The following is a 19805-nucleotide window of genomic DNA, read 5'->3' as shown; positions in this document are numbered from 1 at the left end:
ATACATTCATAAAAATTAACCATTCGTATACTCTGATAACTTTTGCATGTAAAAGGAACGAATGAATAAGAAAAAGACGATTTCAACTACGCCAAAAATAATAAGAACAGCTGAAATTTCTTTGAATAGTGATAAATCAATTACATCTTGAAGCATTTTTGTTGCAAACATTGTATGAATGGATGCCATAACGTATGGAACGAAAAATAAAATGCTAAGTTGGATGGTTGCAGATCGTTTCATCTCTGTATCTGTTACACCAATTTTTGAAATTGCTACATATTTTTCTTGTTCGTTCGTTAAATCTGTGTACATTCTGAAGTAAAGAACGCTACCTGCTCCAATAAAGAAAATGACACCTAAGAATGTCCCGATTAGGAAGTATGCAGCACTTCCTGATGTGATTCTATATAATGAGCCTGCTGATTCATAGGAGCGTATAAGGGGACCTTCGTATTGGAATTCCTGTCGATCTCTTTGTATTTTTTTTATAAAATCATCAGCAATTTCATACGTCTTTTCCCAGTTATCTACTTTATAATTGTATGCTGCTACATGCTTTGTTGTATTTGGCAAGTTGTTTACAACAGTGTCAGGTAAAATTAAAGTTTGATATGAAAAGTCAGATGGAATGGCTCCTGCTTGTTCATAGCCCTTTACTTGTAATTGCGTATTTGTGCTAGAAAGTGTAATAGACTTTCTATTGTAGCTTGGCTCAAACTCGCTGAATAAGGTTACATAAGCGCTACCTGTTAAGACATATGCTTCATTATCGTTCATGAATAGTTGTTTCATTCGTAAGGAAGCTGCGAGTTTATTATAGTCACTTTGTTTTATTGCATACACATCATTATAAGCGGTTATACCTTCATCTTCTTTTAGCGGTGTTTCATATAAATCAGCCTTTATTTCTTTATAAGAGAAATTCTCTTTTTTTAATTGTTGTTCAAGCCAATTTAAATGATCGTCCACAAAAGGATTTGCGTCATAAGAAAAATAAGAGAATGGAAAAGGTGAACTTCGCGTAACCTCTAGCTTTGTAAACTTTCCGACTCCATATAGGAACGTAATCATTGTGAAAGCAATTGTAGATAGCATCGCAACAATAAAAAGCATATTAATATTCGTTCGGATGCGGCTTGCTAAATCCGAAATCCAAAGCATATTAATATGTTTCATATAAAACTTTCTTCTTTTCTTTAAAATATAAATAAGTAAGAAACTAATTTGCGAAAAGAAGAAATATGTTCCGATTGTAACAAGCGCTGGGATCACAAAAATACTTGAAACCATATATATAACGCCTACTTGTGGATTTATTGAGAAGAAATATTTAGGGTTTGCCGCTAAAATATACCCACCTAATAAACAGATAGCACCAAATAGAGAGACGAATATGGATGGTTTTCTTTCTTTTTGTTTTACATTGTTTGTTTTTAAAAGGTGCAATGCTTTTTTTGTTCGAATAAGCATTGGTGTCAATGCAGATACAGCGATAAAGAGACCAAGAAACACAATCGTTGTTAAAATGAAAGCATTCGTAGGGATATATAAATATATACCTGGTAGGTGTGTAATTTTCGCTGTCACTAATAAGAAAAATTGTGAAAATACAAATCCAAACTGCATACCGAAAAAGATAGATAAAATACCAATTAACATATTTTCAGTGAAAACGAGTCGATGTAATTGCTTTTTTGATATACCTAAAACAGTTAAAATCCCAAATTGCTTTTTACGAACTTTTAAAAACGATCCGATTGAATAGAGTAAAAAAAAGAACGAGAACAAAACAATAACAACTTCTGAAAAAATCATTAATCCTGAAATTTCAGAGATCATAGTGGAATTTTGTAATTTCGGATGAAACAAATAAACAGCGAATGAAAAGAAAATAGCAATGGAAAAGGAACTGCTTATAAAGTAAGCAAAATAAGCTCTCGAGTTGCGCGTTACATTTTTAAATGCAAATTGCCAAAATGTCATAGACTATACCTCCAGATAGAAGATATAGAAGTAGTTTTATTGCAAAAAATGTATGAGAGTGAGTTCTCATACATTTTGCTAGCATATGTTATGATCATGCTTCAGTCACCTTCTCTACATCCTCTGCTGGATTGTTTGCGGCATTATGGAAGATGATTTTAATCGTTGTTCCTTTATCAACTTCAGAATCTAGTTTGACAGAGTGACCTAAATAATCACAAATTTTACTTACAATATAAAGTCCCATACCAGTAGATTCTCCGAATGCGCGACCATTTTTCCCGGTGTAAAACGGTTCAAATACTCTTCGAATGTCTTCTTGCGGAATACCAACGCCTTCATCGCGAACTTCTAAAATAATATCTTTTCCGTTTTGGTAAGCAGATAAGAAAACTTTCTTTCCACGCTCACCAGAGTAACGAACTGCATTTGTCATTAACTGATAAATAATGAATTTTAGCCATTTCGCATCAGAGGCAACCTTTAAATCGGAATGAACTTCTAAAACAGGGAAGACTCCATTTCGAATGAATAGTTCTTTTAATCCATTAATATTTTTTGTTACTGTATCTTTTAATGAAATCGTCTCAACATGGAAATCTTCATGGAAGTTATTTAACCTCGCCATATATAAAGCCATATCAAGCCCTTGGTTTAGACGCTCTAATTCTTTTTTAAACTTCGGAATTAAATGTTCATCTTCCATTTCGAGCACCATAAGCTGCATAACAGAAACAGGTGTCTTCATTTGATGCACCCAGTGGTTAATGAATAATTGATGTTCTTGTTGTTTTACTTCATACGATTGTAGTTCTTTTTGGAATAGACGATACTGCGTGCGCACGAGTTCATTTACACCGTGAGGCATCGGAGCAGTTGCTCTTTCAATAAACGCATCTTCCATTTTTTCTGGTTGTTCACTTAATCTATGGTACATTCTACGATTACGAACGTAACGATAAACGAGGAAACAAATGAATAAATATAAACTTAAAACGACGAAGTAAAATTTATTGTTTTGAAATCCATCTACTGCATCATAAAGAACGAAAATGATACCGAAGTTTAATACGTACAGTAGGAAAAATGCAAAATGATCACGTAAAAATAGCTTCATGCTTATTCACTCCAAGTGGCGTTAAAACGATACCCAAGTCCACGTACTGTTTCAATAGCATTTTCAATACCAAGCTCATTGAACTTTTTACGAAGACGCGTAATGTTTACGTTTAATGTATTTTCCTCAACGAAATTTTCGTCATCCCATAGGGCAGCTAATAAATCTTCACGGCTCGCTGTACGAGGGAATTTAGATAATAACATTTCTGCTAAAATAGCTTCTTTCTTCGTTAAAAGAACTTGCTCAGCACCGAAATGAATTTCTGGGCGTTCTGGGAATAATTTTAAACCTTCTACTTCAACGATACGTTCAGAAATATTTGGTGCGTAATCACCGTAAATACGGCGTAATTGTCCTTTAATTTTCGCCATTACAACGTCGTAGTGGAACGGTTTTGTAATATAATCATCCGCACCGCTTTCAATCGCCATAATTTGTTCCATCTCACCAGCACGAGCTGAAATGAAAATAATAGGACAAGTAGATTCATGACGAATTTGACGGCACCAGTAGAATCCATCGAATTTAGGTAAGTTTACATCAAGTAAAACAAGATGTGGTTTCACTGCGTTAAACGATTCCATAATATCATCGAAATTCTCTGCAATAACAGCTTCATAACCATATTTTTGAATGTGCGATTGTAGTAATGATGAAATATTTGGATCGTCTTCAACGATTAAAATTTTATACATATGTATATTCCTCCTAAAAAAACAATTGTAGCTATAGTGTATCATGTGTTTCGAGTCTTTTCATTAAGTTGAAATGTAAGCTAATAAACAGTATTGGTCAAAAGCGTAAAAAGTAAAAAGGGCTACAGTTAAATTGACAATTAATGGTTTTTGTTTTAATATTTAGATAAATATCTAAATGTCTAATTATCGAAAGGAAGAAAGACATTGAATCAAGCATTCAAAGCGTTAGCAGATCCAACAAGGCGAAAAATTTTAGACTTATTAAAAGAAGGCGATTTAACCGCTGGTGAAATTGCTGAACATTTCAATATGACAAAACCAAGTATTTCACACCACTTAAGCGCACTTAAAAATGCTGAACTTATTCAAGATGAAAAGAAAGGGCAATTCGTTGTATACTCTTTAAACACAACGGTCTTTCAAGATTTGTTGACTTGGGTGTTTACGTTTACGAATAAGGGGGACGAGGGGAAATGAAAAAACATCTTTTTGCAATCTTATTAATTGTTATAACTTGTTTGGCATGGGCCTTTGCTTGGCCACATTTGCCAGATACAATCGCGACACATTGGAGTGGCGGTAAGGTAGATGGCTATTCTTCTAAACTTCATGGAATGATTTCTATGGTTGGAATTATGATTGCATTATATATATTTCTAAATGTGATACCAAAGATTGATCCAAAGAAAGCAAATTACGAGAAATTTTCTAAAGCTTTTATGATAATGAATAACGGGATACTCCTGCTACTATTTGTAGGGAATATAGATATTATTACAAGTGGATTAGGATATAACGTATTTATTAATCGAGTTCCAGAATTATTAGTTGGTGTTTTATTTATAGTCATCGGAAATTACTTACCACAGTGTAAACCAAATTACTTTATAGGCATAAGAACACCGTGGACATTAAGTAACGAAGAAGTGTGGAGAAAGACGCACCGCTTTAGCGGAAAAGTGTTTGTTGTATTAGGAGTTATTATGATTTTAAGCGTTTTCGTACCTGTAGCATGGAAATCTTTCGTAATGGTTGGAATTATTATTGGGGCAGTAGGACTAACGATGGGATATTCATATATTGCTTATAAAAAAGAAATAGGGGCCTAATAAAAAATTATGGGGGAGAGAGGATGAAAAGACACGTATTACCATGGGGTTTAATTATTGGGATTGCAATTGGATGGTATATTGTATGGCCATATTTACCGGAACAAATTCCACGCCATTATAATGCGGCAGGAATAGTAGATGGCTATTTTTCTAAAGTAGAAGCAAGTTCATTTTCAATAGGTAGTATGGTGTTGCTGTATTTGATATGGCTAGCTATGGGATATATTGACGTAACGAAAGATAAGTATAAACAGCATGCTAAAGTCCTTTCTGCAATCCATTATGCAATTCTTTTGATAGGATTCGGTTGTAACTTATTTGCGTTATTAGCAGCGTCTAATTATATTGCATCGGGCTCCATTGCATTTAATTTCGGACTGGGAACATTATTTCTTGTACTAGGTAATTACATGCAACAAACGAAGCCGAACGGGTTAGTAGGCATTCGAGTGGACTGGACATTAGAAAATCCTGTAGTTTGGAGAAAAACACATAGATTTGCTTCGAGGGTATTTGTAATAGGTTCACTTTGTATATATGCCGGGGCTTTGCTTCCAGATCCATTTAATATTTTTATGGGGATTGGAACCATATTAATATGCATTATCGTATCAACAATAAAGTCATATAGCATTTATAAAGAAGAGTTGAAAATGTAAATAAAGCTGCTTTTCCTTTTAAGGAAAAGCAGCTTTGTTTTTTTATCACTTCTTCAAAAGCAGCGAGAGTAAGACGTCTACAGCGAATATATTCTGATAGTGATATACCTGCTAAAAACGAAAACATTCTTTTGAAATGATACTCAGAACAGAGGGCTAGCCTCGCAACTTCTTTAAAATCAATTTCATTCGTAAGGTTATCTTCAATATACTGCATTGCAGCATTCATATTTTTAAGTGAATCCATATTATGACCTCCTCTGTACATAGAATAGCAGGAAAAAATAGCCTCATCCGACATTTCATGCACAACTTTGTAGGATACATTTTTAACCTTACAAAATTGTAATGTTCCTGTAAGGAGAATGAATGGATGGTATGATATCCCAATGTTATAGTAACAAAGTACTTTAATTCATTACGTTAACTTTTTGAGGTCTTTACTTATGTGCCTTACATAACTGTCATGTTTGTGTAAGAAACATCGATAGTGGCAAGAGTAGAGAATGTATATAGTGAAAATAGAGAATAGAAGAAATGAGGGATGTCGAGATGAAAACAGTGTTAGAAGCAAAAAATATTAAAAAAGTATATGACACGGGTGGAAATAAATTTGAGGCGTTAAAAGGTATTAACTTACAAGTAAAAGAAGGTGAGTTTGTTGGAATTATGGGACCGTCTGGTTCGGGTAAGACGACTTTACTAAACGTTCTTTCTACAATTGATAATGCGACGAACGGTGAGATTTTAATTGATGGAAAAGATATCGTGAAAATGAATGATGATAAGTTAGCGTTATTCCGCCGCGATCATTTAGGTTTCATTTTCCAAGATTATAATTTATTAGATACGTTAACGGTGAAAGAGAATATTGCGTTACCTCTGGCGTTATCAAAGGTGAAAGCGAGTGAGATTGATCGACGTGTTCTTGAAATCTCGAAAAAGTTCGGTATTGATCATATTTTAAGTCAGTTCCCATATCAAGTGTCGGGCGGACAGAAACAGCGCTGCGCAGCATCACGTGCAATCGTTACGAATCCAAGTATGATTTTCGGGGACGAGCCAACTGGAGCGCTTGATTCTAAATCTGCAACAGATTTACTTGAAAGTATGAAGTCATTAAATGAATATGATAACTCTACAATTTTAATGGTAACGCACGATGCGTTTGCGGCAAGTTACTGTAAACGAGTTATTTTCATTAAAGATGGTGAGTTATATAAAGAATTACACCGCGGCGAATTAACGCGTAAACAATTCTTCCAACAAGTCGTTGACGTAATGTCTTCTATTTCCGGAGGTATGGCTGATGACCTTATCTAGTATTGCCCTCCGCAATATACAGCGGAACTTTAAAGACTACTTTGTATATTTTGCATCTATGATTTTTAGTATTGTTATTTATTTTACATTTAAAGCACTGCAATATAATTCACAAATGGAAAAAGCAGCGGAAGCTTCTAAAAAAATTAGTGGAGCATTCCAAGTTTCAAGTGTCATGCTAATTATTTTCGTGGCAGTGTTCATTATATATTCGAACGGATTCTTTACACGTAAACGTAAAAAAGAGGTTGGACTATATTCCTTATTAGGTATTCGAAAAAGACAAATCGGTAAAATGCTCTTTTATGAAAATATGTTAATGGGATTAATGTCTTTAATTATCGGGATTGCGATTGGTAGCGTCCTTTCAAAACTATTCCTTGAACTGCTAGTAAGCATGATGGGATTAAACTTAAATGTTCATTTTGAAGTACCGATGGCTGCAATAATTGATACAGCAATTATTTTCTTTGTGATTATTTTATATACATCACTTCAAGGGTATCGCTTAATTTATCGCTTTAAGTTAATTGAACTTTTCCGTGCAGAACGTGAAGGAGAAGCAATGCCAAAAGGTTCTGTTATTATGGCATTAATTTCAGTGTTCTTAATCGGTTCAGGTTATTTCTTAGCGTTAATGTACATGAAAGCAGTTATGTATGCAGACTTTATGGTCGTTGCATTATACATTTTATTAGCGACAGTAGCAGGAACGTATTTATTGTTCATGTTCTTCACGGTATTTGTATTGAAACGTGCAAGAAATAATAAGGCAGCGTTTTATAACGGTATGAATATGGTAACGACATCACAGTTACTATATCGTATTAAAGGAAACGCGAAATCACTTGCGACAATTGCTATTTTAAGTGCAGTAACATTAACGGCGGTTGGTACGTCAGTTACGATGTATTACAATACATTCACACAATCAAAAGTGGCTGCGCCGTATAGTTATTCTTATGAGAAAAAAGATGAAGCATTAGATAAAAAAGTAAATGAAATACTTGCTGGAGAGAAGAAGAATCATCCAGTGACATATGAAGCAGAAGTTGAAATGATTCCTGTGAAAGGAACATTTAAAGGTGAAAGAGCGGATCAAGTTCTGAATACACACTATAATGTTACGAAGCAGTACGAGCTTATTTCTCAATCAAACTTTAATGCACTTGCGAAACATTTAGATGTAGAACCTGTAAATTTAAGTGCGAATGAAGCTTTTGTATACGATAGCTTATATATTGAAAAGCTTGATTTTGGTCCTCTTTACACAGGAAATACAGCTGTATTCCCTGTTGGAAATGAATCGAAAGAGTTAATAATTAAAGGTGTAAATAGTAGAAGTGTTACAAACTTAAATGAACTATTTGTAATCGTTCCGGATCAAACATATGAGAAAGCGAAACAAGTAAACGAAACGCGCATTGTAAAAAATATTGATGTAAAAGGTGAGCGAAATAGTAAAGAGTTAACAGCGAAATTAGCAAGCGTTATGCCAGCTAGTGAATCAGAAGTTTTAAAACCATTTAATGATTTCTATACAGGATTCCAAATGGGGCTTGAAACGACAGGCTTAATGATGTTCATCGGACTGTTTTTAGGATTAGTTTTCCTATTAGCAACAGGCTCAATCATTTACTTTAAGCAGCTTACAGAAGCAAGTGCTGACCGTGATCGTTACATTGTCCTTCATAAAGTCGGTGTAACGAAGCAAGAGATGAAGAAAGCTATCGCCAAACAAGTGAGCTTTATCTTCGCTATTCCATTAGTAATCGGTATTTTGCACAGCTTATTTGCACTAAAAGGTTTAGCTAATATATTACCATTTGAAATTATGATTCCGCTTCTCATTAGTATTGGAGTATACGGTGTCATTTATATTGGATATTATTTCTTAACAGTTCGTTCTTATTATAAGATTGTGAGTGCGAAGTAATAAAGGAGCAGCTATCGCTATAAGCGGTAGCTGTTTTTTATTCTTCATAAAATCTTAAGAAATCTCCTCAATTTTTGTTAAGAAACGATAGTTATACTTAGAAACAAGTTAAAAACTATTGAACGAATGGAGAGAGGGAGAGGTTTATATGCAGCTCATAACATTCTTACATGAATTTATTAAACATCCGAAACATACTGGTGCAATTGCGCCAAGTTCAAAAATATTAGCAAAGAAAATGGTAAATGTAATTGATTTTGATAAAGCGAAGTGCATCGTAGAGTTAGGGCCTGGTACAGGGGTTTTTACGAAAGAAATTATGAAGAGAAAGAAGAAGGAGACAACATTTCTTCTTATTGAAATTAATGAAGTGTTTTGCAAAGAGTTAAAGAGAAAGTTTAAAGATGAGCAGAACGTCATTGTTGTACACGGTTCAGCTGAAAATATAAAAAAGTATATGGAAGCGTTCCATATAGAATGCGTTGATTACATCTTATCGGGCTTGCCTTTTACATCTTTACCAGAAGAAGTTTCAAAGTGCATTTTAAACAATGTAATGGAAGCAATACATGAGAAAGGTGAATTTATTACATTTCAATATTCACTTGTGAAAAAAGGATTTATACAGCATTTCTTTCCCGAAATTACGCTCGAAAAAGTATGGCTCAATTTCCCGCCAGCATACGTCTTTAGTTGTAAAAAAGAGCTAAGGAGAGCATATGCATAATGGAATTGCATGAATTATTATCTTATATTGAACAATACGGTTATTGGGCGTTATTTTTCTGTTTATGGCTAGGTATTATCGGTATGCCAATTCCAGATGAAATGATTGTAATGAGTGGTGGCTTTATCTCCTCACTAGGGATATTAAGTGTCATTCCTGCTTTTTTGTTAACATATTTAGGCGTTGTATCCGGGCTTTCTTTAGGTTATATACTAGGGAAAATATTTGGTACAAAAGTACTTGGTAAGTTAATGAAAAAGAAAAAGGCGAAATATCTTTTGAAATCTCAACAAATGGTAGAGAAGTATGGTCATTATGCCTTAGTCACAAGTTACTTCATACCAGTTGTAAGACATATTGTACCGTATTTAGTTGGAATGAATAACATGTCATTTCGGATGTATGCTTTGTATTCCTATACGACGGGATTTGTTTGGACACTCGTTTACTTTGTGCTCGGTTCTTTATTTGGACAACACATTAACAGGATTGTAGCGATCGCAATAGAGTATGGTGTGTATTTTGGCGGGATTGTCGTTTTGGTTGTCAGTTTGTTTTATGTAAAAAGAAGTGCAGTAGTTAGTAAATAGAGGAGGCTGTTCCAAAATACATTTTGGACAGCCTCCTCTATTGTTTCTACGGTCAGTCGATATAATTTCATATATCGTGATGCCACATTACTCAACATTAAGAAAAAGTTAAGAAACCATACGAGTATTTATTAAGGAATGCTCTCTATACTTAGAAAAGTCTTATTGAAAAATATAATGAAAGGTAGAACATAGATGAAAAGAATCATTTTTGGATCATTAGTCGTCATCATAGCAGGAGCAGCATATTTATTAAATGGGAGTGCTAAAGTAGATTCCATGAACCCGTTTCTGAAACTAGAATATCGTTATGCGGTAATTGATAACGATGGAAAAGATTTAGGTGGAAATAAAGGCCGAGCATATACAGTGAACACGTATGATAAGGATGGGAACGAAAAAGAGATAACGATTGGTGGAGTGGATACATTACCAAAAGGTTCGTACTGGCATGTCATTACGAGAGGAAAGTCTGTGCACGATAAAGTACAAATAGAAGAAGAAATAATTCCTGACGGTGCAAAGGTAAAGTTAGGATTGTAAGTATAAACCCGATTCTTGATGGAAGAATCGGGTTTGTTATTTTATGGTAAAATAGAGGGGGAGGAGTGAGAGGTATGTTACTCATTGTTAGCCTTATTTTAATTGGGATTATGTGTAGTATGAGAGTAGTGTCTTTACATATGATAGAACGGGAAAAGATAGAAGAGAGATATGTATATTGTCCAAAATGTAATAAGAAAATTAGAAGAGGGAATGCTGCTCCTTTTTGTTCGAAATGCAATGTAACATTTTAACTATATTAAATCCAAAACCACTTTGTATGGTTTTGGATTTTTCTTTACTATTTTCCGAGATGGTATTGAAATGTTTGGGTTAATCATGTTTAGTGGTATTTTCTTAGGATTAGTATTTTTACTTGCAACAGGTTCGATCATTTACTTTAAACAATTAACAGAGGCACATGCAGATTGTGATAAAGTCTTTCGTTTTTTATTAGCTAAAATGCGGTGTGCATAACTAGGGTTTGATAAGGAGAATTTGAAACAGAAAAGAGATGGCAAAACCATCTCTTTTCTGTTTCAATGTTCTACGCTATTATCTATTTTCTTTCGATTCACATATAGGAAATGCATCTTGTAGATAAGGAGAAAGATAATCCTTTATTTTAATATTTAAAGTGGAGAAAAGCAGGAGTTAGAGCTTTTGTAATAAACGCTCACTACTATTCATATCATTTTTGCATAATGGACATTTTGGTTCTTCTTCTAGTGAAAAATTTTTACGCATCCATCCACGGCAGTCTTCTGCCGTGCATTCCCATACAGCTATCGCTTCGGGATCTTCTACAGGCTTATCATTTTTTCTCCAATACATGTGATCGCTCCTCTAAAGTGAAAAGTTTTTTTGAAAAAATAAAAAGGTTGTTAACGTTTTTTGTTAACAACCTTTTGCTTATTAATTATACTGTATTTTTCGTAAAAATGCGAAGTTTAGTAATTATTAAAGTATAATGAAGTATTGATTATACAACCGCAGGATTATAAATCATCGTAAAGTGTCCTTGTAATAGTTCAATATGACAAGGTGTATGAAGCGAGCTTTCTCCATCTGTATCCACTTCTTTTTCTTCTTCCGTTTCAATATGAATAGATTTCGCCTTTACGTGGAAGATATCATTTTCATTTGAGTCTTCAAATAATTTCTTTCCAATGTAATCTTTAAACGCTTGAATTCCTGTTGATTTGACGACGAAAATATCAAGTGTTCCATCGTCACATTTTACGTTCGGAATAAAGGACGGGATACCGCCAAGATATTCACCGTTTCCAACCATAACAAGGACAGCTTCGTCTTCATATACTTGTCCGTCGTACGTAATTTTTACTGGGAATGTTTCAGCATTTTTGACAGTTCGAATGGTGCTTAAGTAGTAACCGATTTTACCAAGCTTTGCTTTTTCTTCTGCATCAATATTGTTTGATACTTCAGAGACAAGTCCGATGCCCCAGAAGTTTAAGAAATGTTGCTCGTTTGCTTTTGCGACGTCAACTGGTTTTACATGCCCTTTTGTAATAAGTTTTGCTGCTTCTGTGATGTTTTGCGGAACGCCGAGTGTGCGAGAGAAGTCGTTGCAAGTTCCGCCTGGGATGATTGCAAGTGTAGGTCTAGTTTCAAGAGGTGCTAAGCCATTTGTGCATTCAAATACTGTTCCATCACCACCAAAGACGATAATTAAATCTACTTTACTAGCAAACTCCTGACAATATTTTGTTGCATCACCTTGTTTTTTCGTATGAAGGATATGTAAGTCAGGAAAAGCTGTCGCAAGAGGTGGTACGATTTTCGTTAAGTTCGTATGTAAATCGCCTTGTCCAGCTTTCGGATTTACGATGAGGAGTACTTTTTCGAATTTTGTCTTTGTCATTTTTATTCTCTCCCTTTGTTTTTTCCGAATCGTGATAGAAAATAAACTTCCATCAACTATTGATGGAAGTTTATTCTATTATATTATTTCGTTACAACTGAAGCGATAAATGGTAAGTTACGATATTTTTCTGCGCAGTCGATACCGTAGCCAACGATAAATTCATCTGGAATTTGGAAGCCAACATATTCAGCTTTTAAGTCCACTTTACGGCGCTCTGGCTTATCAAGTAACGTACAGAACTTGAGTGCCTTTGGTTTATGCATAAAGAAGTGATCTCTTAAGAAGTGAAGCGTTAAACCAGAATCGATAATATCTTCTACGACAATTACGTTTTTTCCAGTAATGTTTACATCTATATCTTTTAGTAGTTTTACTTTTCCAGTTGTTTCTGTTTGATTTCCGTAGCTAGATGCAGAGATAAAGTCAATTGTTACATCGTTTTTAATGTGACGAATTAAATCAGCAGCGAATACGAAAGATCCTTTTAGTACAGCGATTACTACGATTTCTTCTCCTTCAAAGTCACGTTCGATTTGAAGCGCTAGTTCTTTTACTTTTTCTTGCAATTGTTCTTCAGAAATTAAAGTGTCTTTTATTTCAATATTCATTGGAGTCCTCCTACAGTGTAAAACTTACGAACATTTCGACTGTAAAGGATAGAAAGGAAAAAGTCAAAGAAGATATAAGTTTTTTACAAAAATCCCCACAAAATAGTCGGATGATATGATATACTGATTACATTAAGAAAACGCTTCCATAAAGGGTGATTATGATGAAAAAGAAAGAGTATACAAGTGCAACATTTATAAAAGCATTACTTTTAACGATTGTTCTTGGCCTGTTGGCTTACATAATTGATGTACCAGCGATTCGGATTTCACTAATTGGAATGACTTTAGTATTAGGCGCAATTTCTCACGGTATGATGTCACAGCTACAAGAAGCTGGGGTCGATCGTATGAAAGATCATATAGATGAAAAATGAGAAACCTTCATGTATAGAGAGTGAAGGTTTTTTCGTTTCTTACAAAAATGTAAGGTAGTTGTAAGGCAAATCGATAGTTGCATAGTAGTGTTTTGGATAAACTATGGGTGTAAGGTAAAAGGCAAGCATATTTTAGGTAAATTAAGTTTTAGGCACTCTATATGTGAAAAAGGAGTAGGAGGGCATGGAGAAACGTTGGACGACCTTTTCTTTTTTAGCAACTAGCAACACCGTAATGCTAGCTGGCGAAATGGATTTTTTGCACTTGTTTGATCGAGAAGACGATCATTCTTCTTCTAATTTTACAATGAAATGGAATAAATGGAGCGAAAGTTGTAGGTTTGAAGAAGAGGCCCCTAACGAAGAGCAAAAGATTATTTTGACAAACCCTATTAAAGCGTGGGTTGTTCAACGTCGTAAGTGTAACGTCAAAAATCACTTAAAGAAAACTGAGCCGAGACAATTAGTTATCGCTCCGGCCCGTTCTACTTCTAAATCACGCGAAAGTAACATGTAAATATTGAGACACACACCCGAAAAAACATCGTATATATTGCGATGTTTTTTTATTTTTCTACAATGAAATCTTTAAATGAAATATATTTCATCTGCATCTTATATTTATATCTCTTGTTTATTCTAGTGATACATCCGATGCGAAGTGATGTAAAACGTATAAAAGGAGAGAAATGAAAAGAAACTATTACCAATCTGTGCAATGGCACTTTTAACAGTAGGATATTCTTCAGTAGCAAGCGCGGATACTGGAACAGTAACGAAGGAAGAAGCAACGCAACTGCAGCAAGATAAAGCAAAAAAAGAAGTAGAAAAGCCAGTTGTACAAGGTGAAAAATTACCAAATACAGCATCAAACAATGGAGCAATGAGGGCACTAAGTGCATGCCTTGTAGGGATAGGGACATTATTTGGTTTGAAACGTCGCAATAAAGTTAAGGCGTAAATAAAATATTGTCCTATAAAGAATGGGATAATTTCATATATTAAAAATGGTAGGCTATTCCTACCATTTTTGGCATGGAGGGATGAAACATGAAGTTACTCAATTATATTGGTATCATATTGATGGCTATAGGACTATTTATGGGATCATATTATGCTATGGAGTGGTATAAAGGAAAAAGCTCTGCTCAACAACTAACGAAAGAAGAAATAAAGAGCCTTAACAATATACAACATGCTCAACTTTCACGTGAAACACCCGTAACTTCTCAAGTGCCTTCTTCTCAAACAGAGCATAAAGAAGGAGAAAAGGTAGCAATGTTAAATATACCGAAAATAAAAAAGAAGTTTTCTATATATTGGGGAGCGAATGATGCAACGTTGAAAAAAGGGGTTGGAATGTTCGTTAGTGATGTAACGACAACGCCATCTGGAGGGGGACATACTGTACTAAGTGGGCATAGGGATACTGTCTTTACAGATTTAGGAGAGTTAAAAGAAAAAGACACTCTTATTTTAGAGTATGATAATAAAACTTACACATATGAAATTCAAAAAATATGGATTACTCATGCGGATGATCGTACTGTTATTATAAAAAAAGAAGAGCCGATACTAACACTGACGACTTGCTATCCATTTGATTATATAGGGGATGCGCCAGATAGATATATTATCGAGGCGAAGTTAACTGCTAGTTATTCAAAATGAAGTGGTAGTTTTTGAAAGCAGGAGGGGATTTATCGAAAAATATTAATGTATTATCCAATAAGCTCCATTCGCACATTGGACAGCTAGAACAAGATATTGAAAAGGAAAGAAAATTAGAAAAGACGCGAAAAGAATTTATTTCTGGTGTTTCACATGAATTAAAAACACCACTGAGTATTATGAAAAGCTGTATTTCTATTTTAAAAGACGGGGTAGCTGAGTATAAAAAAGAGTACTATTTTCAAGCGATGGAACGAGAAGTAGATAAAATGGATACGTTAATTTTTGATATGCTTGAGTTAGCTAAATTTGAGTCAGGTACATATAAAATGAAAAAGGATTTATTTTATATTGATACAGTAATTGAAGATATATGTGAACACCTTTCTGTAGAAATAGAGAAAAAAGAACTTCGTGTTCATAAAAATATAGGTCCAAATGTACATTTTTGATTGAATAAAAACGTTTAAAAATGATTGGGGAAGTCTAAGGAAACTATTGATATTAAGCCATTTTAACTAAAAATATATGTACAGGGATGTCTGTTGTACATTGTTTTTTTACTTTTTCATGAATGTAGTTGAATGGGATTTGTGTAACAAAAACGCTTCAACTGCATTCATGTCAACAACTGAAGCGTTAGCGAAAGGCGGTAGTACGGATCTAGAAACAAATAATTTCTGTTGATATATAAAGCATTTCTGTACATCTTTACACAAGCGAAACTGTGCATTTAAGAATAATCATTTACAGTAGAGAAAGAAAATTTTCATTTTGAGGGTACTTCAAAATTTTAGCTTGATAGCGATGGGGTAGCACCAATTGCTATCAAATTAAAAAATCTGTTGTTCCCCAAAACGATAAAAATAAACTTCGGTACTATAAAAATACAAAATTTCTATTTAGGGGGTACTTTAAAATCTTAACTTGATGGGCATGTACGGTGACCTCTAGTATTCCAGGAGGTTATATTATAAAAAGCACAAATGAACAAATTGTTTTTTTATACGAGTCTCTCAATAAGGATTGTTATCATCAAATAGGCATTTTCTTCTTCAGGACTATTAAAATTCTTACGGTTCCAAACACCACGTTGATCATCAAATGCCTGCCCTTGTTGAGGCGTTTTACCCATTCTATAATTTGTGCATCACTCTTTATACCAAGGTGTTCACGAATTTCTCGTAATGATTTTCCTTCTTCTACTCGAAGACGAACTGCTTCTCGCTTTAGTTCTTCTGTATATTTTTGAAATGCTTGTCCCTTTCTTGCCATAAAAAATCCCCTATAGATAAAACTGTATTGAGTTCATCATACCAGATGGACTCTTTTTTTTACTGTCTACCTGTAGGGGATAATACCACATTAAGCGCTCTTTTTGTTCGAACTCAGTTGATAAGCATTGATGCTTTTGAATAAACGTGGTGAAGTAATAAATAAAAATATAAGTAAAATGGTACATAGAATATAGGAACCAATCATTGTACTACCATTTACGATTAATGAATATAGCACAGCTGATTGACCTTTCGGTGCATATTGTCCCCAAAAAATAATACCGGCAATAAAGTGACAGAAGTAGCGAGCAAAGCTACCAACGAATGTAGCAAGAATAATATAGAAAATGGTTTTCTTTCCTTCACCGTTGATTAGAGTTTGTTGAATTTTTTTATAAAAGAGTCCAGCAAATCCAATGAATGCAAAAGCAACGAAGTATTCAATGAGTACTTGAATTGGTGTTAATATAATGGCATCGCCTACGACAATTTGTAATAATCCCCAAATTAAGCCCCCTAAGAAAGCCATTTTGAAGCCCCAGCGGTATGCGATAATAAAAATAGGAATCATAGCAAATGAAATGGAACCGCCTGTTGGAAGTTTGATTGATAATGGTAAAATGTCGATGACCAGGGCGAAGGCTGCAAGAATTGCAGATTCGATCATCGCTTGTAAATTGGTGTTACGCATGTTGTCTCCCCCTAAATCCAAGTTATACAAAAAAGAATAGATATCATAGGAGGATACGAAATACGTAAATAAAAAAGAGGTATGTATTTCGGACGTTTGCACAATCCCTGCGTTAGCATTAACTAACAGGTTCGAAGGGTCGGAACGAAGTGTTCCCTCTCAGCGGCATGGCTCCCCCTGTGATAACGAGATTCTTTATTTGCTATTGTTTATTGTAAGCGAAATGGATGAGAATGGCAAATGAATCTGTTATGACAATGGTTGAAATAGAATTGTAGCGAAATGTTAATAAATATGAAGCAAAAGGGTATAGTACAAGAGAAATAGAGTGTGCTATAATTTTTTTGAAAATAATTATCATTCTCTTCTGAGGGGGAAGGTTATGAGTTTAGTAGATATTAAAATTGGTGAGAAAGTGTTAGTGAAAAGTGTTCAGTCTTTAGATCATTTATTAAAGAGAAGATTGGCTGCTTTCGGTCTTTCTGAAGGAAGCGAACTTCGTATGAAGCAGAAAGCGATGTTCAAAGGTCCCTGTACATTAGAGTGTCGTGGACAGTTAATTAGTATTCGTCATTGTGACGCGAAAATGATAAAGGTGGAATTAGCGTGAATAAGGTAGCTTTGCTAGGGAATCCAAATACAGGGAAGACATCATTATTTAATGCACTTACTGGTTCTTATGAATATGTAGGAAACTGGAGCGGTGTAACAGTAGAAAAAAAGGTTGGTAAATTAAAAGATAGACAAGGAACATTAATTGATTTACCAGGCGTTTATGATTTAAATCCAGTTTCACGTGATGAAGGTGTTGTTACGAATTTTCTACTAACAGACGAATTTCATCATATGTTAAATATAGTGGATTCTTCGCAATTCGAGAGAAATATGCATTTAACGTTGCAATTACTTGAATTTGGAAAGCCGGTTTCAATTGGATTAAATATGGTCGATGTGGCAAAGCAACGAGGCATTGTAATTGATGTAAAACGATTATCAGAACTATTAGGTGTAACAGTCGTTCCTGTCGTTGCAAGAAGTGGAAAAGGCTGTGAAGAACTACTTGCTACGCTTAAAGAAAATGACAAAAAAGAGAAAAAGCCATTCGTTATTTCATATGGTGTACAAATGGATGAAGGAATCGAGGAGACAATTTCTCTTTTAGAAAAAGTGAATTACGAGCATCCAAGATGGTTAGCTCTTCAATTTTTAAGTAATAACGAAGTAGTAGAAAAAGAAATGAAAGTATTGCCAATTTATAAGGAACTAATAGCCATTCGATCTCGCTTAGAAGGCAAACTTGATTGTACGTTGGAGGAGCATATTTACAAAACTCGTGAAGCGTATATTGAAAAGTTAAAAACAAATGTTATACAGCATGAGAAAGAAGGAAAAATTCCTTTTTCAGAAAAAATTGATAGGTTAATTACACATAAAGTTTTAGGACTTCCAATCTTTTTAGCAGTTATGTTTTTTATTTTTCAGGTTACGTTTACGTGGATTGGGACACCTTTATCGGATATGTTAGATGAGTTTTTTGGTGGACAGCTTACGGATTGGGTGACAGCTGGACTCACAAGTATTGGTGCTTCTGATTTTATTCAAGCGCTTGTTACGGAAGGGATTATCGCCGGTGTTGGCGCTGTATTAGTATTTGTGCCACAAATCTTTGCACTATTCTTTTTCATTTCATTATTAGAAGACTCAGGGTATATGGCGCGAATTGCAGTTGTTATGGATAGAATCATGGAATTCTTCGGTTTAAACGGAAAAGCGTTCATTCCAATGATTATCGGTTTTGGATGTAATGTTCCAGGTATTATGGCAGCGAGAACAATTGAACAAGAAAAAGAACGTTTACTTACAGTTCTTGTAACACCGTTTATGTCTTGTTCGGCACGTTTACCTGTATATGCACTATTTGCGGGAGTATTCTTCCCTCATAGTCAGGCGACTGTTGTGTTTTCTTTATATGTTGCAGGTATTATTCTTGCATTACTCGTTACCAAAATTATGTCGCTTACTATTTTAAAAGCGGAAAAATCTATTTTTGTCATTGAACTACCGCCTTACCGTGTGCCACAAGCAAAAACATTATGGCTAAGCACGTGGGAGAAAGGTAAGGGATTTGTTCGTAAAGCAGGTACATTCATATTCGGTGGTTCTGTTGTTATTTGGTTATTAAATTATGCAGGTCCATCAGGATTTGGTGTTGATATGGGAGACAGTTTCTTAGCAATGATTGGTGGATTTATCGCACCACTATTTGCACCGCTCGGCTTTGGAACGTGGCAAGCTGCAGCCTCCCTTTTAACAGGATTTTTAGCGAAAGAAGTTGTCGTTTCTACAATGGCAATTATTTATGCGGTTAAAGAAGATGTGCTAGGGAATGTAATGGGAGCACATTATACGGCGCTATCAGCATATGCATTTATGTTCTTTATTTTATTATACGTTCCGTGCTTAGCGACAGTAGCCGTTATTAAACGTGAAACAGGGTCAGCGAAGTGGACGATTTTCTCAGTCGTTTATCCGCTCGTAGTTGCTTATATATTAACGCTTATTATATACCAAGTTGGATCTTTACTCGGATTCTAGAAGG

At 34.6% G+C, this 19805-nt stretch carries 23 protein-coding genes, 3 pseudogenes and 1 riboswitch; of the genes and pseudogenes, 17 read left to right on the top strand and 9 right to left on the bottom strand.

Annotated elements, in window-relative coordinates:
* Positions 1 to 15 precede the first annotated feature (15 nt).
* From CO726_RS16250 to CO726_RS16240, 3 genes are all read right to left on the bottom strand, one after another.
* The gene (locus tag CO726_RS16250) at positions 16 to 1986 is read right to left on the bottom strand and encodes an FtsX-like permease family protein (protein ID WP_099684951.1); all 1971 of its coding nucleotides are present in this window, start codon (positions 1984 to 1986) and stop codon (positions 16 to 18) included.
* 94 nt (positions 1987 to 2080) lie between these two features.
* Complete coding sequence (locus CO726_RS16245) at positions 2081 to 3103, bottom strand: sensor histidine kinase (protein WP_098759850.1); 1023 nt, start codon at positions 3101 to 3103, stop codon at positions 2081 to 2083.
* A gap of 2 nt (positions 3104 to 3105) precedes the next feature.
* The gene (locus CO726_RS16240; RefSeq protein WP_099684950.1) at positions 3106 to 3801 is read right to left on the bottom strand and encodes a response regulator transcription factor; all 696 of its coding nucleotides are present in this window, start codon (positions 3799 to 3801) and stop codon (positions 3106 to 3108) included.
* Positions 3802 to 4008: 207 nt separating this feature from the next.
* On the opposite strand from CO726_RS16240, the gene CO726_RS16235 reads away from it, so the two are divergent.
* From CO726_RS16235 to CO726_RS16225, 3 genes are read left to right on the top strand one after another with little or no spacing between them, the layout of a single operon-like run.
* Positions 4009 to 4281 carry an autorepressor SdpR family transcription factor gene (locus CO726_RS16235; protein WP_098759848.1) on the top strand — a complete coding sequence of 91 codons (273 nt, stop codon included), beginning with the start codon at positions 4009 to 4011 and terminating at the stop codon, positions 4279 to 4281.
* Complete coding sequence (locus CO726_RS16230) at positions 4278 to 4913, top strand: SdpI family protein (protein WP_099684949.1); 636 nt, start codon at positions 4278 to 4280, stop codon at positions 4911 to 4913. Before CO726_RS16235 ends, CO726_RS16230 begins: the two co-directional genes overlap by 4 nt.
* A gap of 23 nt (positions 4914 to 4936) precedes the next feature.
* Positions 4937 to 5575 carry an SdpI family protein gene (locus tag CO726_RS16225; protein WP_099684948.1) on the top strand — a complete coding sequence of 213 codons (639 nt, stop codon included), beginning with the start codon at positions 4937 to 4939 and terminating at the stop codon, positions 5573 to 5575.
* 52 nt (positions 5576 to 5627) lie between these two features.
* On the opposite strand, the pseudogene CO726_RS16220 reads toward CO726_RS16225, so the two are convergent.
* Positions 5628 to 5822, bottom strand: a pseudogene (locus CO726_RS16220) (AraC family transcriptional regulator); the annotation flags it as partial.
* 305 nt (positions 5823 to 6127) lie between these two features.
* Here CO726_RS16220 and CO726_RS16215 point away from each other — a divergent pair.
* The 7 genes from CO726_RS16215 (at position 6128) to CO726_RS33175 (ending at position 11171) form a co-directional block, all read left to right on the top strand.
* The gene (locus tag CO726_RS16215; RefSeq protein WP_098759844.1) at positions 6128 to 6898 is read left to right on the top strand and encodes an ABC transporter ATP-binding protein; all 771 of its coding nucleotides are present in this window, start codon (positions 6128 to 6130) and stop codon (positions 6896 to 6898) included.
* Complete coding sequence (locus tag CO726_RS16210) at positions 6885 to 8834, top strand: ABC transporter permease (protein ID WP_099684947.1); 1950 nt, start codon at positions 6885 to 6887, stop codon at positions 8832 to 8834. Before CO726_RS16215 ends, CO726_RS16210 begins: the two co-directional genes overlap by 14 nt.
* A 148-nt stretch (positions 8835 to 8982) precedes the next feature.
* On the top strand, positions 8983 to 9561 hold the full coding sequence (locus tag CO726_RS16205; RefSeq protein ID WP_098759842.1) for a class I SAM-dependent methyltransferase: 579 nt from the start codon (positions 8983 to 8985) through the stop codon (positions 9559 to 9561).
* Positions 9561 to 10151, top strand: a complete 591-nt coding sequence (locus CO726_RS16200) for a DedA family protein (RefSeq protein ID WP_099684946.1) — start codon at positions 9561 to 9563, stop codon at positions 10149 to 10151. The genes CO726_RS16205 and CO726_RS16200 overlap by 1 nt, the downstream gene beginning before the upstream one ends.
* A gap of 195 nt (positions 10152 to 10346) precedes the next feature.
* Positions 10347 to 10694, top strand: a complete 348-nt coding sequence (locus CO726_RS16195; RefSeq protein ID WP_098759840.1) for a YxeA family protein — start codon at positions 10347 to 10349, stop codon at positions 10692 to 10694.
* A gap of 74 nt (positions 10695 to 10768) precedes the next feature.
* Positions 10769 to 10948 (top strand): hypothetical protein, encoded by a 180-nt coding sequence (locus CO726_RS16190; protein ID WP_098759839.1) that lies wholly within the window; start codon positions 10769 to 10771, stop codon positions 10946 to 10948.
* Positions 10949 to 11018: 70 nt separating this feature from the next.
* Positions 11019 to 11171: a hypothetical protein gene (locus CO726_RS33175; RefSeq protein WP_169513041.1), complete on the top strand. Its 153-nt coding sequence runs from the start codon at positions 11019 to 11021 to the stop codon at positions 11169 to 11171.
* 177 nt (positions 11172 to 11348) lie between these two features.
* Here the strand turns inward: CO726_RS33175 and CO726_RS16180 are convergent, their stop codons facing one another.
* From CO726_RS16180 to hpt, 3 genes are all read right to left on the bottom strand, one after another.
* A complete protein-coding gene (locus CO726_RS16180) occupies positions 11349 to 11528 on the bottom strand; it encodes a cold-inducible protein YdjO-related protein (RefSeq protein WP_076541021.1) in 180 nt (59 codons plus the stop codon).
* Between the two features lie 148 nt (positions 11529 to 11676).
* Positions 11677 to 12579 (bottom strand): diacylglycerol/lipid kinase family protein, encoded by a 903-nt coding sequence (locus CO726_RS16175; RefSeq protein ID WP_099684944.1) that lies wholly within the window; start codon positions 12577 to 12579, stop codon positions 11677 to 11679.
* 83 nt (positions 12580 to 12662) lie between these two features.
* The gene (hpt, locus tag CO726_RS16170) at positions 12663 to 13190 is read right to left on the bottom strand and encodes a hypoxanthine phosphoribosyltransferase (protein ID WP_099684943.1); all 528 of its coding nucleotides are present in this window, start codon (positions 13188 to 13190) and stop codon (positions 12663 to 12665) included.
* Between the two features lie 161 nt (positions 13191 to 13351).
* Here hpt and CO726_RS16165 point away from each other — a divergent pair, with 161 nt between their 5' ends.
* From CO726_RS16165 to CO726_RS16145, 5 genes and pseudogenes are all read left to right on the top strand, one after another.
* Complete coding sequence (locus CO726_RS16165) at positions 13352 to 13567, top strand: hypothetical protein (RefSeq protein WP_098759836.1); 216 nt, start codon at positions 13352 to 13354, stop codon at positions 13565 to 13567.
* Between the two features lie 184 nt (positions 13568 to 13751).
* The gene (locus tag CO726_RS16160) at positions 13752 to 14084 is read left to right on the top strand and encodes a hypothetical protein (RefSeq protein WP_097808223.1); all 333 of its coding nucleotides are present in this window, start codon (positions 13752 to 13754) and stop codon (positions 14082 to 14084) included.
* Positions 14085 to 14285: 201 nt separating this feature from the next.
* Positions 14286 to 14528 carry an LPXTG cell wall anchor domain-containing protein gene (locus CO726_RS16155; protein ID WP_099684941.1) on the top strand — a complete coding sequence of 81 codons (243 nt, stop codon included), beginning with the start codon at positions 14286 to 14288 and terminating at the stop codon, positions 14526 to 14528.
* 89 nt (positions 14529 to 14617) lie between these two features.
* Positions 14618 to 15238, top strand: coding sequence for a class D sortase (locus tag CO726_RS16150; protein ID WP_099684940.1), 621 nt, complete (start codon positions 14618 to 14620; stop codon positions 15236 to 15238).
* Positions 15239 to 15261: 23 nt separating this feature from the next.
* A pseudogene (locus tag CO726_RS16145) lies at positions 15262 to 15675 on the top strand (sensor histidine kinase); the annotation flags it as partial.
* A 599-nt stretch (positions 15676 to 16274) separates the two neighbouring features.
* On the opposite strand, the pseudogene CO726_RS16140 reads toward CO726_RS16145, so the two are convergent.
* Together CO726_RS16140 and thiT are read right to left on the bottom strand one after the other, a co-directional pair.
* Positions 16275 to 16513 (bottom strand): annotated as a pseudogene (locus tag CO726_RS16140) (transposase); the annotation flags it as partial.
* A gap of 90 nt (positions 16514 to 16603) precedes the next feature.
* Complete coding sequence (thiT, locus tag CO726_RS16135; protein ID WP_136699678.1) at positions 16604 to 17227, bottom strand: energy-coupled thiamine transporter ThiT; 624 nt, start codon at positions 17225 to 17227, stop codon at positions 16604 to 16606.
* A gap of 65 nt (positions 17228 to 17292) precedes the next feature.
* Positions 17293 to 17394: riboswitch (TPP riboswitch) on the bottom strand.
* 194 nt (positions 17395 to 17588) lie between these two features.
* On the opposite strand from thiT, the gene CO726_RS16130 reads away from it, so the two are divergent.
* A complete protein-coding gene (locus CO726_RS16130) occupies positions 17589 to 17816 on the top strand; it encodes a FeoA family protein (RefSeq protein WP_000060518.1) in 228 nt (75 codons plus the stop codon).
* Positions 17813 to 19801 (top strand): ferrous iron transport protein B, encoded by a 1989-nt coding sequence (gene feoB / locus CO726_RS16125; protein WP_099684938.1) that lies wholly within the window; start codon positions 17813 to 17815, stop codon positions 19799 to 19801. Before CO726_RS16130 ends, feoB begins: the two co-directional genes overlap by 4 nt.
* Positions 19802 to 19805: the final 4 nt, after the last annotated feature.

This window comes from Bacillus fungorum (genome assembly GCF_002746455.1).
Lineage (GTDB): Bacteria > Bacillota > Bacilli > Bacillales > Bacillaceae_G > Bacillus_A > Bacillus_A fungorum.
Note: the sequence above shows the minus strand (reverse complement) of the source record. Positions and strands in the feature narration are given on the sequence as shown.